12 protein-coding genes are annotated in these 15,201 nt (G+C 67.4%); 6 read left to right on the plus strand and 6 right to left on the minus strand.

From position 1 onward, the window contains the following. Positions 1-271: 271 nt before the first annotated feature. A complete protein-coding gene (locus JKV55_RS10855) occupies positions 272-2,956 on the minus strand; it encodes an alpha-amylase family glycosyl hydrolase (RefSeq protein ID WP_202085146.1) in 2,685 nt (894 codons plus the stop codon). A gap of 239 nt (positions 2,957-3,195) precedes the next feature. Here JKV55_RS10855 and JKV55_RS10860 point away from each other — a divergent pair, with 239 nt between their 5' ends. Next, positions 3,196-4,227 (plus strand): LacI family DNA-binding transcriptional regulator, encoded by a 1,032-nt coding sequence (locus tag JKV55_RS10860; RefSeq protein ID WP_202085148.1) that lies wholly within the window; start codon positions 3,196-3,198, stop codon positions 4,225-4,227. A gap of 35 nt (positions 4,228-4,262) precedes the next feature. Here the strand turns inward: JKV55_RS10860 and JKV55_RS10865 are convergent, their stop codons facing one another. Together JKV55_RS10865 and glk are read right to left on the minus strand one after the other, a co-directional pair. Continuing rightward, positions 4,263-4,592 carry a PTS transporter subunit EIIB gene (locus JKV55_RS10865; RefSeq protein ID WP_202085150.1) on the minus strand — a complete coding sequence of 110 codons (330 nt, stop codon included), beginning with the start codon at positions 4,590-4,592 and terminating at the stop codon, positions 4,263-4,265. A gap of 115 nt (positions 4,593-4,707) precedes the next feature. Further along, entirely contained in the window at positions 4,708-5,673 is a 966-nt protein-coding gene (gene glk, locus JKV55_RS10870) for a glucokinase (RefSeq protein ID WP_202085152.1), read from the minus strand. 248 nt (positions 5,674-5,921) lie between these two features. On the opposite strand from glk, the gene ppnP reads away from it, so the two are divergent. The 5 genes from ppnP (at position 5,922) to JKV55_RS10895 (ending at position 11,819) form a co-directional block, all read left to right on the plus strand. Continuing rightward, entirely contained in the window at positions 5,922-6,236 is a 315-nt protein-coding gene (ppnP, locus tag JKV55_RS10875; RefSeq protein ID WP_202085154.1) for a pyrimidine/purine nucleoside phosphorylase, read from the plus strand. 266 nt (positions 6,237-6,502) lie between these two features. After that, positions 6,503-6,724, plus strand: coding sequence for a hypothetical protein (locus JKV55_RS10880; protein WP_202085156.1), 222 nt, complete (start codon positions 6,503-6,505; stop codon positions 6,722-6,724). A 235-nt stretch (positions 6,725-6,959) separates the two neighbouring features. Further along, positions 6,960-7,541, plus strand: coding sequence for a DJ-1/PfpI family protein (locus JKV55_RS10885; RefSeq protein ID WP_202085157.1), 582 nt, complete (start codon positions 6,960-6,962; stop codon positions 7,539-7,541). Between the two features lie 133 nt (positions 7,542-7,674). Next, a complete protein-coding gene (locus JKV55_RS10890; RefSeq protein ID WP_202085159.1) occupies positions 7,675-8,772 on the plus strand; it encodes an efflux RND transporter periplasmic adaptor subunit in 1,098 nt (365 codons plus the stop codon). Then, positions 8,769-11,819 carry an efflux RND transporter permease subunit gene (locus JKV55_RS10895; RefSeq protein ID WP_202085161.1) on the plus strand — a complete coding sequence of 1,017 codons (3,051 nt, stop codon included), beginning with the start codon at positions 8,769-8,771 and terminating at the stop codon, positions 11,817-11,819. Before JKV55_RS10890 ends, JKV55_RS10895 begins: the two co-directional genes overlap by 4 nt. An 8-nt stretch (positions 11,820-11,827) precedes the next feature. On the opposite strand, the gene JKV55_RS10900 is transcribed toward JKV55_RS10895, so the two are convergent. The 3 genes from JKV55_RS10900 to JKV55_RS10910 all read right to left on the minus strand — a co-directional run bounded on the left by JKV55_RS10900 (position 11,828) and on the right by JKV55_RS10910 (position 15,034). Further along, positions 11,828-12,706 (minus strand): NRDE family protein, encoded by an 879-nt coding sequence (locus JKV55_RS10900; protein WP_237332823.1) that lies wholly within the window; start codon positions 12,704-12,706, stop codon positions 11,828-11,830. A 184-nt stretch (positions 12,707-12,890) separates the two neighbouring features. Then, on the minus strand, positions 12,891-13,736 hold the full coding sequence (locus JKV55_RS10905; protein WP_202085163.1) for a DNA ligase: 846 nt from the start codon (positions 13,734-13,736) through the stop codon (positions 12,891-12,893). An 89-nt stretch (positions 13,737-13,825) separates the two neighbouring features. Then, entirely contained in the window at positions 13,826-15,034 is a 1,209-nt protein-coding gene (locus JKV55_RS10910) for a CynX/NimT family MFS transporter (RefSeq protein ID WP_202085165.1), read from the minus strand. Positions 15,035-15,201: the final 167 nt, after the last annotated feature.

A 15,201-nucleotide genomic window follows, 5' to 3' on the forward strand; every position in this document is an offset into this window, starting at 1 on the left:
ATGGGCCTGCATGCAGACTGAAACGGCGTTCGATTCCGCTTTGCTGTTCAGTGAAGAGCACATGAAATCTTGATTTTAAACAGAGTATCTACGGCCAACCCGGCGTCCATTTGTAGGGGTCGAATTTATTCGACCGAACCCCGGCGCCGGTGGCGGGATTGGTCCGTTGAAACGGACCCTTGGCAGGCCTGGTGTAACCCGCCGCCCGTATCGACCAAACCCGGCAGCCTCGGCGCCATTGAAAAAGGGCGCCGAAGCGCCCTTTTTCTGGTTAGTCTGCCGCCGGCTCCAGCAGCGGCAGGTAATATTCTCGCCCGTCCGGATCCCGGGCCCGCCACAGGGTCACCCGGTAGTCGCCGTCTTGCGCGAAGTGGTAACGCAGGTTGCCCGGGTTGCTGCCCGCGTTCAGGCCGGTGGCGGTGAGCGGCGCGCCCAGGTTGAGCAGGCCCCAGCTGGCGTCGGCGAACTTGAACTCGCTCACCCCGGCCCGGGCCCGGATTGTGCCGGCATAGCTGCCCGGGGCCACCGCCGCCAGCGGGCTCAGTCCCCAGTCGTTGGCGCCGCCCCGGAAGTGCAGCTCGGCGGCCAAGGGCTCCGCCACCCGCTCGAGCAGGGGCCTGGACTCGTCCTCCAGCCGGAGCGTCGCCACCAGTTCACCCGCGTCGTCTTCCCGGCTCGCCGCCATCACCCGTTCCCGCTCCAGCAGCAGCGGCTGCTCCAGCACGGTGGCGCCCCCTTCCCGATCCAGGCGGGCGAACACCAGGGTGCGGCGGGCGGCCTCACCCCAGTCGAAGGCGGCCTGGAAGCCGGGGGTGGCGGCATCGGCGTCCCGCAACAGGGTCATGCCGCCGGCCTCGTCGTAGAGCAGCAGCTCGGGCAGATCATGGGGATTGGCATAGCTCAGCTCGAGCCGGGGCGAACGGCCGTCCAGGATGAAGGACACCTCGGCCTGGCGCGGCGGCGCCACCAGGTTGCTCAGGCTGGCGCGCAGGGTCACCTCGGTGCCCTCGGCCAGTGCACCGGTATCCCAGTAGAGGCGATAAGGGGCGTTATGGTCCACCGCCAGGGTCTCGAAGTCGCCACCGTCGAGGCTGGCCTCGAAGCGCACCTGGTACTGGGGCAGCGCCTGCCCGGCCAGGGCCTCGGCCGTGACCTCCAGCTCCAGCAGACCCGAGGTACGGGCCCCCGGCGCCACCCCGCTCAGCACCGGTTCCGCCACCGGCGAAGGGGCTATGCCCTCGGCCTTGAGGATGGCGAACTGCAACGGCGCCAGGGTCAGCTGCAGTTCGCCCTGGTGCTCCCGGGGCGCAGCCTCGCCCGTTATCGGCCGGTAGTGGCCGGCCGCCGGCAGGGTCAGGCTCAGGGCCTCGTCGGCCAGGTTGAAGGCCAGCAGGTACTCCACCCCCTCGGCCAGATCCACCCGCGAGAAGGTCAGCACCCTGTTGCTGTCATCGCTGTTGGGGCGGGCCAGCTGGATGCCGCGGCGCAGCACCGGATGCTCCCGGTACAGGGCGCTCAGGCCGGCGATATCCCGGTACAGGGGATGGGTGGGATCGAAGTTGTCGTCGGCGGTGGTGGCGCTGGTGCCGATCAGCCGGTCGGCATTGTAGCTGGCCACCCGGGAGGGGAACATGTTCTGGCGGGCATCCTTGTCGCCGCCCTCGCCGGTAAAGCCCTGCTCGTCCCCGTAGTAGATCACCGGCACGCCCCGGCTGAAGAACAGCAGGGCGTTGGCCAGGCGGTAGCGGGCCAGCAGCCGGTCGTCGTCCTGCTCGCCGCTCGCCTGCAGGAAGTGGCCGAAGCGGCCGATATCGTGGTTGCCAAGGAAGTTCAGCAACTGGTTGGCGGAGCCGCCGGCATGGCTGTAGCGGTCATCCTGCTCGAACAGGGCCGTCAGGGCCGAGGCGCCGCCCTGGCCTACCAGGGCCCCGGCGGCGGCGGCCTGGAAGCCGAAGTCGAGCACGGTGGGAAGGCCGGCGCTGCGGGTGTAAAAGCTGAGCTCGCGCGGATCGCTGCTGAACACCTCGCCGAACATGGTGAAATGGGCGATACCGGCGCTGTCGCGGGCATGGTTCAGCACGGCCGGGGCGAAGGCCCGCCAGAAGTCGGCATGCACGTGCTTGACGGTATCGAGGCGGAAGCCGTCGGGCCGCCACTCGTCGATAAGCCCGGTGAAGATGTCGATCAGCCCGGCCACCACCTCGGGGTTGCCGGTATCCAGATCGTCCAGCCCGAAGAAGTCGCCGTAGAGGCTGTCCTCGCCGGAAAAACTGGAGTCGCCCTGGTTGTGGTAAAAACGGGGATCATTGAGCCAGGCCGGCACCTTGGCGTTTTCCTCTCCCGCCGGGATAAAGGGCGTGTAGCCCTCCCCGGCCGCCACCCGCTCCCGGGCGCGGTAGTCGCACCGGCTCAGTCCGGGCAGGTAGGCGCCGTTTTCCTGGTGGCATTCGCGGTATTTGATCACGTCGGCGGTGTGGTTGACGATGATGTCGAAGAATACCTTGATGCCGCGTTCATGGGCGGCGGCGATAAAGGCCTTCATTTCCTCGTTGTTGCCGAAATGGGGATCCAGGCGGGTGAAGTCCAGGGTCCAGTAGCCGTGGTAACCGGCCGAGTCGCCCTGTACCGCCTTGTTCTTGAGGATGGGCGTCAGCCAGATGGCGGTGATCCCCAGCCCTTCCAGGTAGTCGAGCTTCTGCTGCAGGCCGGCGATGTCGCCGCCGTGGAACATGCCCTTGTCGGTGGGATCATAGCCGCCGAAGGCATGGGGGTCGTTGGGGTCGCCCTGGTTGTTGTCCGGGTTGCCGTCATGGAAACGGTCCGGCAGCACGAAGTAGAACACCTCGTCCTCGATGTCGTGGCGCGGGCTGTCGAACAGGGTGCGGGGCTGGGTGTCCGCCAGGGCGGGCGTGGCCAGGATGGCGCCCAGGGCCATGGCCAGTAAGGTACGATTCATCTGCGAGTCCCTATGGATGATGGAAGTGGCGGCCCGGGGGCCGAAGAAGGGGTGATACCCGGCACAAAATTAAAGCGCTTTAAATCATCAATGCAAGGCAGCCGCGTTGCTCGATGCAAAATCTGTGACCTACTCCGCCTTTTGGTTGATCTATCCCGTTAAAATGGTGATATTGTGCTGTTGTTACCGGCCGGTAACGGCATACTTAATTGAAGCGCTTACAGCATGAGGAGAGGACGGTGGTGACGTTAAAGGATCTGGCCGAACATCTGGGACTGTCGCAGGCGACGGTGAGCCGGGCCCTGAACGGCTATCCCGAGGTCAACGAAAAGACCCGGCGCCGGGTGCTCGAGGCATCCAAGCAGCTCAACTACCTGCCCAACCTGGGCGCCCGCAAGCTGGCCACCGGCAAGTCCGGCATGGTGGGCATAGTGCTCAGGTCCTGCGACGAACTGGTGAACGCCCCGGAATACGTGCAGATGATCGCCGAAATCAGCCGCCACCTGGGCGACGCGGGCTACGATCTGCTGATCAACTCGGCCCGAGAGGGCAACGCGCTGGACTCGTTCAAGCGCTTCGTGGCCGGCCGGGCAGTGGACGGCCTGATCCTCAACAGCCCGGAGCTCGAAGACGAACGGGTCGCCTTCCTGCAGGAACAGGGCTTTCCCTTCGTGATGCACGGGCGTTCGGCCGGCCAGGTCGACTATCCCTACTACGATATCGACAACTACGACGCCATCAACCAGGCCACCGAGCTGCTGCTCGCCCTGGGACACCGGCGTATCGCCCTGCTCAACGGCCCGGCCCGGCTGGCCTTTACCGCCGAGCGGGCCCGCGCCTTTCACGACCGCCTGCAACAGCAGGGCCTGACGCCGCCCGATGCCTGGAGCGTCAATACCGACACCTCCGACGAGGCCGGCTATTTGCAGGCCCTGAGCTGGCTGGGGGAGCCGGCGCAGCCCGCGCCGAGCGCCATTATCTGCGCCTCGGCCACCCAGGCACTGGGCGTCTACCGGGCCGCCGGGGAACTGGGTATCGCCATCGGCAGGGAACTGTCGGTGATCGCCCACGACGACGTGGTGTCCTTCCTGCGCACCGACCATTTCGATCCGCCGCTCACGGTGACCCGCTCGCCCTTTATGGACGCCTGCCAGCCCCTGGCCGAGATGATAGTGGCGCTGCTCGACGGTGCCGCTCCCCAGTCCCTGCAGACAGTGGTACCGGTGGAACTGATCGTACGCCGCTCCTGCGGGCCCAGCCCCCGCGCCTGAGTCCGGCACCGGCGCGGCAAGCGCGCCGGCCGGGCTCAGCCCCGGCTGCCGAACAGGCGCCGGCCCAGCCCTTTCAGCAAACCGCTCTTTTCGCGCTGCTCGAGCCGGCCGGCCTCTACCAGGGCCTGGTACAGGGGCTGGGCCTTCCCCGCTCCCACCACCAGCTGATAGGCCTTGTGCTGCCCGAGCACGCCGCCTTCGATCACCGCGACCACCGGCGCCAGCCGCTCGATGCGCCCCTTGTCGAAGCGGGTCTCGTCAAAGATATCCGCCCGCAGCCGGGTGGCGCAATAAGAGAGCCGGGCCAGGTTGTCGGGCCCGCCCATGGCGTCCAGCAGTTCGGCGGCAATGGATGCTTGGTTCATGTTGACTCCTCGGTAATGTGGCACTCAAAAAATTAAAGCGCTTTAAATTGAGTATATATTACCCCATCACTCCGGGTATACAAAGCATCGATTGCGCGGGCGATATCCCCTATCGTTAGAGCCGTATTCCCAGCTGCTGGCGCAGATAGGCCCCCGCTCCCAGCAGCCCCGGGTGCGGGTGGGTAATGAGGAAAACGGGAATGGCGGCCAGGTAGTCACTGAAGCGGCCCTTGTCCTCGAACGCCGCCCGGAAGCCGGAGTCGCGGAAAAAGTCGAGGAAGCGCGGCACTATGCCGCCGGCGATATAGACGCCGCCGAAGGTGCCCAGGTTCAGCGCCAGGTTGCCGCCGAAACGTCCCATCAGCTCGCAGAACAGGGCCAGGGTCCGTCGGCACAGCGCGCAGTCGCCGCCGAGGGCACGCTCGGTGATCTGCCCGGGCGCCAGCGCCTCGGGCGCCCGGCCCGCCAGCTCGGCCAGGGCCTGGTAAAGGTTGACCAGGCCGCTGCCGGAGAGCAATCGCTCCGCCGACACATGGGGCCAACGCCGGCGCAGCACCCGCAGCAGTTCCTCTTCCTCGGCGTTGCCCGGGGCCAGGTCCACATGGCCGCCCTCGCCGGGCAGGCTGAGCCAGGTATCGCCGCAGGGCACCAGGTGGGCCACCCCCAGGCCGGTGCCGGCGCCGTACACCGCCACCGGATGGCCGGGCCGGGCCTCCCCGCCCCCGAACTGGCAGCGGTCTTCCGGCGCCAGCGCCGGTATCGCCATGGACACGGCGGTAAAGTCGTTGATCACCTCGAGCCGCGCCAGCCCCAGGCCGGCCTGCATGGCGGCGATGGAAAAGCGCCAGCTGTGGTTGGTCATCACCACCTCGTCCCCCTGCACCGGACAGGCGATGGCGATACAGGCCTCGGCCACCGCCTGCCCCTGCTCGGCCAGATAATGCCGGATCACCGGCTCCAGGCCGGGGTAGTCGGTGGTGGGATAGCTGCGGATGGCGGACAGGGCGCCCGACTCTCGTTCACAGAGGGCCAACCGGGCATTGGTGCCGCCCACGTCGCCCACCAGGATATATTGGTTCATCGTCGTTACTCGCTTGGTTTAAGGAAGTGCATGGCGGGCCGGGCCCGCGCGGACTGGGGCCAGCATAAGAAGGGTAGTGCCACAAATGAAATTGATTTTATTGTCGACAATATAGATTTTATCTATGGATGAAGGAGGAAGTCCCCCCCAGGCCGGGCGACGCTTCCCGGCATAAAAATTCCGTTTATGCCGCCGGCCTTTGTGCTATAACCAGAGGCCGTTTTTTCCCATTACATACAGGAAGTATCATGTCTCAATTCGACAACGTTACCGTGATCAAGAAGGCCAATGTCTACGACGGCGGCAAGGTGACCAGCCGGGTGGTTAAATTCGCCGACGGCAGCCGCAAGACCCTCGGCATCATGCTGCCGGGCGAGTACACCTTCGACACCGCCGCCGCCGAGCTGATGGAAATCCTCGACGGCGAGCTGGACGTCCAGCTGCCGGGCAGCGACGACTGGCAGAGCATCAAGGGCGGCGAGTCCTTCAACGTGCCCGCCAACGCCATCTTCAAGCTCAAGGTCCACAGCCTGGTGGACTACTGCTGCTCCTACTTCGATTAAACCTGATCCCGGGGCCTTGTCCCCGGGACCCGCCCTTGCTACGGAACAACCCAGAGCATCAGACTCCACCAAGGTGTAAGCTGTCTGCCAAAGGGCGCCATCCCCGGCGCAGCGGGTCGGAGGAGCAGCCCTCTTTATCCTCCCTTCGCCCCGGTGCAGCCAGGGTAACGGTGTCTTATCTTTTGCCCCGCATCGCACCCGGGCCTTAACCTGTCGGCGTATTTACAGATAACGCCCGCCAGGACGCCCGCATCCTGCTGGAAGGCGTGAAAAACTCGGTGGAAGAGAGCCGCACCCGCGAGAGCGACTACGTGGTGTGGCAAAAGCAGCAGGGCGAGGGCAGCTACCAGGAAACCCTTACCCTGCCCCGCTTCAGCGGCCCCGGCTTGCCGGTGTTCCAGGCCCCGGGCGGGCTGACCGTGCAACTGCCCGCCGGCGACTTCCGCCGCCAGGTGCAAAAGCTGGCCGGCCAACCGGGCATGGCGTAGCCGGCGACCGTAGGGTCGAATTTATTCGACCGAACCCCGGCACCGTGGGTGGGATGGTCCATTGAAACGGACCTACGGTAGACCCAGCGTAGCCGGCGGCCGAACCCCGGCGCCCGTTGGGCCGAATGTATGCGGCCAATACACTCCCGCCTGATTTGTCACCCACTCTTCATCTTGCTCCCTGCCGGCTCTGCTAGTCTTTAGAAGGTTTTTTTGATTCTTCAAGGAGAGCACGATGAGCGCGAAGAACATTCTGATGCTGGTGGGCGACTATGTGGAAGACTACGAGGTGATGGTACCCTTCCAGGCGCTGCTGATGGTGGGCCACCGGGTGGACGCGGTCTGCCCCGACAAGCAGGCGGGCGAGCAGATCCGTACCGCCATTCACGACTTCGAGGGCGCTCAGACCTACAGCGAGAAGCCGGGCCACAACTTCACCCTCAACGCCAGTTTCGCCGACATCAACGAAGCGGATTACGATGCCCTGGTGGTGCCGGGCGGCCGGGCGCCGGAATACATCCGCCTCAACCCGCGGGTGCTGGAGATGGTGCGCCACTTCGGGGATGCCGGCAAGCCCATCGCCGCCATCTGCCACGGCGCCCAGTTGCTGGTGGCCGCCGGCGTGGTCAAGGGCAAGGGCTGCTCCGCCTATCCGGCGGTGGGGCCGGACATCGCCCTGGCCGGCGGCGACTGGGTGGACATCCCGGTGGATCAGGCCCATGTGGACGGCAACCTGGTCACGGCCCCGGCCTGGCCCGCCCATCCCGCCTGGCTGGCGGCCTTCCTCCAGGTGCTGGGCACCCGTATCAGCCTCTGATCCCATCCTCTTGCGTCGTTTCGAATGCCATGCGTGCGGGACGACGCTCCCATCTTTGATCCTGCCCGCTGTTGTCCCCTTGGCGAAGTTGTTATGCTGAGTATCCACTCTATTCGGCACGGAAATCGGCAAGATGACGGCAGGCAATATCGGCCAGTGGTGTGAACGGCATAAAAAATGGGGTTGGTGGCTGCTGGTGCTGGCCCTGGCCTTGTTCTGGCTGTGGCGGGGCGAGCTGTACCGGGCCAGGGCCGAGGCGCCACAACCACAGGCGCCCGTTGCGGTTGCCGGGCCCAGCGTCGAGGTGACCTGGCTCGAGGCCGAGCCCTACCAGCCCCATATCCTGCTCCAGGGCCAGTTGCTGCCCCACCGCCAGGTGGTGCTGCGCGCCCGGCTCGGTGCCGCCGTCACCACCCTGCCGCAACTGGGGCAGGCGGTGGCGGAGGGCGACACCCTGCTCGCCCTGAGCGAGGACGAGCGCCGCGCCAACCTGGCCAGGGCCCAGGCCGAGCTGGCGCTGCGCCAGGCGGAAGTGGCGGCGGCCGAGCGCCTGCGCCGCAACAATCTGGTGTCCGAAACCGACTACCTGGGCCTGAAGGCCGCCGCCGCCGCCGCCCGCGCCGGCCTGGAGGCGGCCCGGCTGGCGCTGGATCACACCCGCGTCACGGCGCCCTTTGCCGGCAGCGTCGACGCCCTGCCGGTGGAGCTGGGCGACTTCGTGCAGGCGGGAGATCCGCTGCTGACCCTGGTGGACGTTGCCTCACTCAAGCTGACGGCTCAGGTGCCCCAGCAACAGGTGGCACAGCTGCGGCCCGGCCTGCCGGTGACGGCGGTGCTGCTCGATGGCCGGGAGCTCGAGGGCGAGCTTACCTTTGTGGCCCGCAGTGCCGATTCCCAAACCCGCAGCTACGCCCTGGAGGCCCGGCTCGGCAACCCGCAACAGTGGCGGGTAGCCGGGGCCAGCGCCGGCCTGCGGATAGCGCTGCCGGCCCGGCCCGGCCATCGGCTGTCGCCGGCCCTGCTGGCCCTGGATGAACGGGGCCGGCCCGGCATCCGGGCGCTGGACGATCACAACCGGGTACGCTTTATGCCGGTGACCCTGCTCGCCATCACCCCGGAGCAGGCCTGGGTGGAGGGCCTGCCGGCGCGGGTGCGCCTCATCAGCCGGGGCGCCGGGTTTGCGGTGGAAGGGGACGAGGTAAGGGTAGCCGAGCGGGAGCCGGCGGCATGAGGGCGCTGATCCAGGCGGCGGTGGAGCGCAGCCGCGCCACCCTGATGGCGTTTGTCTTCCTGCTGCTCGGCGGCTACGGCGCCTACCAGGCTATCCCCAAGGAAGCCAACCCGGACGTGACCATTCCCATGATGTACGTGTCCATGGGGCTCGAAGGCATCAGCCCGGAAGACGCCGAGCGGCTGCTGGTGCGGCCCATGGAGCAGGAGCTGCGTACCCTGGTGGGCATCAAGAAGATGAGCTCCACCGCCGGCGAGGGCCACGCCTCCGTGATGCTGGAGTTCGACGCCGGCTTCGATCCCAAACAGGCACTGCAGGAGGTGCGCGAAAAGGTGGATTCGGCGCGCAGCAAGCTGCCGGACGAGGCGGACGAGCCGGTGGTGCACGAGATCAACGTGGCGCTGTTCCCGGTGCTGTCGGTGGCGCTGTCGGGGCCTTTGTCCGAGGCGGAGCTGGTGATCCTCGCCCGCCGCCTGAAGGAGGAGATAGAAGGCATTCCCGAGGTGCTGGAGGTGGACATCGGCGGCGACCGGGAAGACGTGCTGGAAATCCTGGTCGATCCCCAGGTGCTCGACAGCTACGGCATCGACTACAGCCAGCTGTTCAACCTGGTGTCGCGCAACAACCGGCTGGTGGCCGCCGGCAGCCTGGACACCGGCGCCGGCCGGCTGGCGGTGAAGGTACCGGGGGTGATAGAGGACCTGGACGACGTGCTCGGCCTGCCCATCAAGGTGGAGGGCGACCGGGTGGTCACCTTCGGCGACGTGGCCGTTATCCGCCGCGACTTCAAGGATCCCGCCGGCTTCGCCCGCATCAACGGCGAGCCCGGGGTGGTGCTGGAGGTGAGCAAGCGCGCCGGGGCCAACATCATCAACACCATCGCCCAGGTCAAGGCGCTGCTGGAGCAGGCGGGCCCGCTGCTGCCGGAGGGGGTGGAAGTCCACTACATCATGGATCAGTCGATCCAGATAGAAACCATGCTGTCGGACCTGCTCAACAACGTGCTCACCGCCGTGGTGCTGGTGCTTATCCTGATCGTCGCCACCATGGGCCTGCGCTCGGCGGTGATGGTGGGCCTGACCATTCCCGGCGCCTTTCTCGCCGGCATCCTGGTGATCTGGGCCATCGGCTTCACCATGAACATCATAGTGCTGTTCTCGCTGATCCTGGTGGCCGGCATGCTGGTGGACGGCGCCATCGTGGTGTCGGAGCTGGCCGACCGCAACCTGCATGACGGCCAGCCCCCGGCGGATGCCTGGGTGAACGCCGCCCACCGCATGAGCTGGCCGGTGATCGCTTCCACCGCCACCACCCTGGCGGTGTTCGTGCCGCTGCTGTTCTGGCCCGGGGTGGTGGGGGAATTCATGAAGTACCTGCCCGCCACCGTTATCATCTGCCTGCTGGCCTCCCTGGCCATGGCGCTGGTGTTCCTGCCCACCATGGGCGGCGTGAGCCGGCACAGGCCCCGCTATACCCGGCCGGTAACCGTGCCCGGGCTCGAACTGTACCGGGCCGTGCTGAGCCGGCTGCTGCGCCGGCCCGGGCTGACCCTGGCCGGCACCCTGGCCATCATCGCGCTGATGTACGCCGCCTACGCCCGCTTCAACCACGGGGTGGAGTTCTTCCCCGATATCGAGCCGGACAGCGCCCAGTTGCAGGTGCGCGCCCGGGGCGATCTGTCGGTATACGAGAAGGACGCCATACTGCGCGAGGTGGAGCGGCGCCTGCAGGGGCTGACCGAGGTGAAGGCGCTCTACGCCCGCAGCTTCGCCATGGCCGACGGCCAGATGGGCACCGATGTGATCGGGGTGCTGCAGTTCCAGTTCACCGACTGGCACCGGCGCCGCCCGGCCAGCGCCATCAAGGAGACCATGACCGGGCTGACCCGGGACATTCCCGGCGTGGTGCTGGAGTTTCGCGAGCAGCAGATGGGGCCGGGAGCGGGCAAGCCGGTGGAGCTGCGGGTATCGGGCACCGACGAGCGCGCCCTGAGCGAGGCCACGGAGCGGATCCGCGCCGCCATGCTGGCCCTGGGCGGCTTTGCCGACATCGAGGACAACCGCGCCCTGCCGGGCATAGAGTGGCGTATCCGGGTCGACCGGGAGGCCGCCGCCCGCCTGGGCGCCGACGTGCTGAGCGTGGGCAACGCGGTACAACTGGTGACCAATGGCTTGAAGCTGGCCAGCTATCGCCCCGAGGACGCCACCGACGAGGTGGACATCCGGGTGCGGCTGCCCCAGAGCTGGCGCTCCCTCGACCAGTTCTCGCGCCTGAGCCTGAACACCCAGCGCGGCCAGGTGCCGCTCAGCCACTTCGTGACCCTGAGCCCGGCGCCCAAAATCGGCACCCTGCACCGGGTGGACGGGCGGCGCACCATCACCATACAGGCGGACATCGCCGAGGGCTTCCGGCTGGACGAACGCTTGGCGGCCCTGGCGGGCAGCGGCATCGAGCTGCCGGCCGGGGTCGGCCTGGTGGTGGCGGGGGAGGACGCGGATCAGCGCGAGGCGGCCCAATTCCTCACCACCGCCTTCCTGGTGGCGGTGTTCCTGATGACGCTGATCCTGGTCACCCAGTTCAACAGCCTGTACCAGACCGCCCTGGTGCTGTCGGCCATCGTCTTTTCCACCGCCGGGGTGCTGATGGGGCTGCTGCTCAACGGCCAGTCCTTCGGCATCGTCATGGTGGGCATGGGCATCATCGCCCTGGCCGGCATAGTGGTGAACAACAATATCGTCTTGATCGATACCTACAACCAGCTGCGCGGCGAGGGCTTGGCGCCCTTCGAGGCGGCGCTGGAAACCGGCTGCCTGCGGCTGCGTCCGGTGCTGCTGACCGCCGTTACCACGGTGCTGGGGCTGATGCCCATGGTGCTGGGGGTGAACGTGGACCTGCTCGCTCCCAGCCTGGGCATAGGCGCGCCTTCGACCCAGTGGTGGACCCAGCTTTCCAGCGCCATCGCCGGCGGCCTGAGCTTCGCCACCCTGCTGACCCTGCTGCTCACCCCATGCATGCTGGTGCTGGGCGCGGGCAGAAAGGCCCTTTGACATGGACCCTAGGGTAAGCCCACCACCTGCCCGGAGGCCGGCTCGGCTTTCTTTCGGAGCGACAATTGCAGCCGGCGCACCCTGTCAGGCTGCAGTGCCCGCCCCTGGCGCTCGTCGTTGAAGCCCAGCTCCACCACGCTCAGGCTGCCGTCGGCCGCCAGGCTCACCAGGGTCTGGGCCCGGGTGCCGTAGCCGGGGTGCACGATAAACACCGCCGACAGCGCCCGCTCCCACTCGCGGCTGATGCCGGTGTCCGGCAAAGCCTCGTCCGCCGCCCTCCCCTTGTCGCCCAGCAGGGCCAGGGCCTCGGCTTCGCTATGATCCGTGGCAAGGGCCGCCAAGCCCTGCTTCAGCCGCTCCACCTTGGGCCAGGGGCTGTCCAGCACGGCGTTGGACAGGCCATAAAGCCCGGGCGCCAGCGGGCGGGCGTCGGCGCCTTCGCGGTTGCCGCCGTACCAGAGTTCCCCGCCGATCAGATCCCCCACCAGCAGGTTGAAGCCCTGGTAGCCATGGCGCCGGGCCATCACCCCCGCCATATAGTCCTGCGGGCTCAGGCTGCCGGCCAGAAAATCCGCCACCAGCTCGCCCCGGGAGCGGGCCGCCGCCAGGGGCGCGGCCCGGCCGTCCCTGTGGTTGGTGATGGCGGCGAAGCGGCCGCCGCGCGTCAGCCCCAGCCAGCTGCCGCCCGCCTGCAGATCCCGCCCGCCCCAGATATGGGGATGATCCGGCCACCACTGGGCCGGGGCCGTGGGTCGGTCGTAGAATTCGTCACGGTTGGCAAGCAGCAGCAGCGGGCGTCGGCCTCCCGGCTGCCAGGAAAAGGCGATAAGGCACAAGGTGCGGTTCCTCGGTTCGGTGGCGTTGCCCCCTACCTTACCCCCGGGCAAGGAGAGACACCAGTTCGGCCGCGTCGACGTTTGGGCACGGACCGGTCAAAGAACGTCAGACCTTGCTCTTCGGCATGGCTGTTTAATCGTCGTCACCTCCGCGCAGGCGGAGGTCCATGGCCGCCAGCACTGGACTCCCGCCTTCATGGGAGTGACAGCAAGGATCTCCGACCATGCCGGCAGCCTAAGGCGGCCCGGGCTCATCGTTTCTCACCCGCAGGAAGCTGGCAAAGCGGGGCAGGCCGGTGGCGGTTTCGCCCCGGTGGCGGTAGCTGACGGTGCTGCCCGGTGCCGGCGGCCGGCGGCGCTGCTCGTCGCTGAAGCCGGTGCCCAGCCGGAAGCGCCGGCCGTCCGGGGTTTCCACCAGCAGCGCCCCCAGCATGCCTGCATATTTGCCCTGGCCGGGCAGGTGCGCCAGCACCACCGCCTCGGCGTCCTGCCGGCGGGTGAGCTTGAGCAAATCCTCGTTGCGCCCCGGCAGGTAACGGCTTTGGCGGTGGCGCAGCATCAGCCCCTCCCCGCCGCCGGCTTCCACTTCCGCCAGCCAGGCCGCCAGCGCAGCCCGGTCCGGCACCAGTCGCTGCTCCACCAGCTCGAGGTGGGCCGAGGAAAGGGTGGCGAACAGGGCCTGCAGTGCCGAGAGCCGCGCCTCGAAGGGCAGCTCGCTCGCCGGCAGGTCGAACACCATAAAGCGCAGCTGGCGCCATTCATCCTCGATGGGCGTGAAACGGCGCACGGCGGCGGACACGTCGTTGAAGCGGCCCCGTCCCAGCCACAGCTCGCCGTCGAGCGGGGTGGCGGGAAAGCCGGCCAGGAACCAGTCCGGCGCCGAGAAGCGGTGGCCGCCGCGGGACAGCAGCTCGCGGCCGTTCCAGTAGGCGCGCACCCCGTCGAGCTTTTCGCTCACCCGGTAGAGGGCCGTGTCCTGTTGTTGATACAGCCCCGCCAGTTGCAGCGGTGGGGGCGTGAGCGCCTGGGCCTCGGTGGCGACCCACACCAGCCCCAGGGGCAGCAGCAATGCATGTTTCATAGCGGTTCCTCCCTGCCTGCAACCAAGCATAGGCGGGCGCTTGCCCCCTTGGCCCCTTTTGCAGCCAGAATCCCCCCAAGGGAGTAAGCCTAACGCTCCTGGTCCGGCACCACCGTTGCCGGGCGGGCCGCAACCCAGCCGAAGCAGGCCTGGAAGAATTGCAACGCCAGCATGGTGACCAGGGCCCACTGCCAGGCGCCGCTGATATCCCGCAGCAAACCGAGGGAGAAGGGCCCCAGGGCCGCCAGCAGGTAGCCGATGCTCTGGGCCATGGCGGAAAGCGCCGTGGCCTGGGCGGTGTTGGCGGCCCGCAGCACGAAGAACGACAGCGCCAGACTGAGCGAGCTGCCGCAACCCATGCCGATAAGCGAGGCCCACAACAGGGGGGCCGCCGCCGGTTGCCACCACAGGCCGGCCACCCCGGTGAAGGAGGCGGCGAAAATCCCCAGCACCAGCAGGCGCTGGCTGCGCATCTTGGCCGCCAGTATGGGCACGAACAGGTTGAAGGGGATGCTCACCAGGTTGATCAGGGCGGTGGCGGTGCCGGCCTGGTGGGCGTCCAGGCCGCTTTCCAGCAGGATCTTGGGCAGCCAGGTGGCCATGGAATAGAAGTAGAAGGACTGCAACCCCATGTAGAGGGTGATGGCCCAGGCCATTTTGTCCCGCCACAGGCTGACCCGCACCGGATTGCTGGGCCGGCCCACCCCTTGCACCCGGAGCATGGGCAACCAGAACAGCAGGCAGAACAGGGGCAGCAGCGCCCACAGCGCCACCGGATAGCGCCAGCTGCCGAAGTGCTCCATCATCGGCACCGCCAGGTACACGCCCAGGCCCGCCCCCAGGCTGAGGGTCACCGAGTAGAGGCCGGTCATCAGCCCCACCTGGTGTGGAAAGAAGGACTTGACCAGGCCGGGGATCAGCACGTTGAGCACGGCGATGGCCGAGCCCAGCAGCAGGGTGCCGAGGATCACCAAGGGGAATTGCTCCGGCAGCCGCAAGGCGACGCCGGCGCTGATCACCAGCAGGCCGGCAATGGCCAGATGCTGGGGTGCCCAGCGCCGGGTCAGCCAGGGTACGCAAATGGACACGATACCGAAGCAGATCAGCGGCAGCGTGGTGAGCAGGCTGAAGGCACTGGCGCTGATGCCCAGCGCCTCGCGGATTTCCACCACCAGGGGGCCCACCACCACCAGGCCGCCGCGCAGGTTGGCGGCCGCCAGCATCAGCGCCGCGATGGCGAGGGCGGCAACGAGGGGACGACCGCGGAAGGGGCCGCCGGGCAGATTTTTTATTGTCATTATCATGGCCTTAGCAGGTGCCGATACCGGAAAACCAAAGGCAGCCAGGCCCGCAGGGGCCGGGACCTCGGCATTGACTCGCCGGTTATCTTTTTGTCGGGCCCCCATGTTAGGAGCAGGCGTCGTTAAGGGCAAGCAACATAAAAATGCCATTTGTTTGACGCAAC

The organism is Zobellella iuensis, assembly GCF_016746085.1.
GTDB classification, from domain to species: domain Bacteria; phylum Pseudomonadota; class Gammaproteobacteria; order Enterobacterales; family Aeromonadaceae; genus Oceanimonas; species Oceanimonas iuensis.

Bases quoted from the DNA above. Each gene is read 5' to 3' on its own strand.
- JKV55_RS10855 (WP_202085146.1), bottom strand. From the start codon at position 2,956: ATGAATCGTACCTTACTGGCCATGGCCCTGGGCGCCATCCTGGCCACG.
- JKV55_RS10865 (WP_202085150.1), bottom strand. From the start codon at position 4,592: ATGAACCAAGCATCCATTGCCGCCGAACTGCTGGACGCCATGGGCGGG.
- glk (WP_202085152.1), bottom strand. From the start codon at position 5,673: ATGAACCAATATATCCTGGTGGGCGACGTGGGCGGCACCAATGCCCGG.
- ppnP (WP_202085154.1), top strand. From the start codon at position 5,922: ATGTCTCAATTCGACAACGTTACCGTGATCAAGAAGGCCAATGTCTAC.
- JKV55_RS10885 (WP_202085157.1), top strand. From the start codon at position 6,960: ATGAGCGCGAAGAACATTCTGATGCTGGTGGGCGACTATGTGGAAGAC.
- JKV55_RS10890 (WP_202085159.1), top strand. From the start codon at position 7,675: ATGACGGCAGGCAATATCGGCCAGTGGTGTGAACGGCATAAAAAATGG.
- JKV55_RS10895 (WP_202085161.1), top strand. From the start codon at position 8,769: ATGAGGGCGCTGATCCAGGCGGCGGTGGAGCGCAGCCGCGCCACCCTG.
- JKV55_RS10905 (WP_202085163.1), bottom strand. From the start codon at position 13,736: ATGAAACATGCATTGCTGCTGCCCCTGGGGCTGGTGTGGGTCGCCACC.
- JKV55_RS10910 (WP_202085165.1), bottom strand. From the start codon at position 15,034: ATGACAATAAAAAATCTGCCCGGCGGCCCCTTCCGCGGTCGTCCCCTC.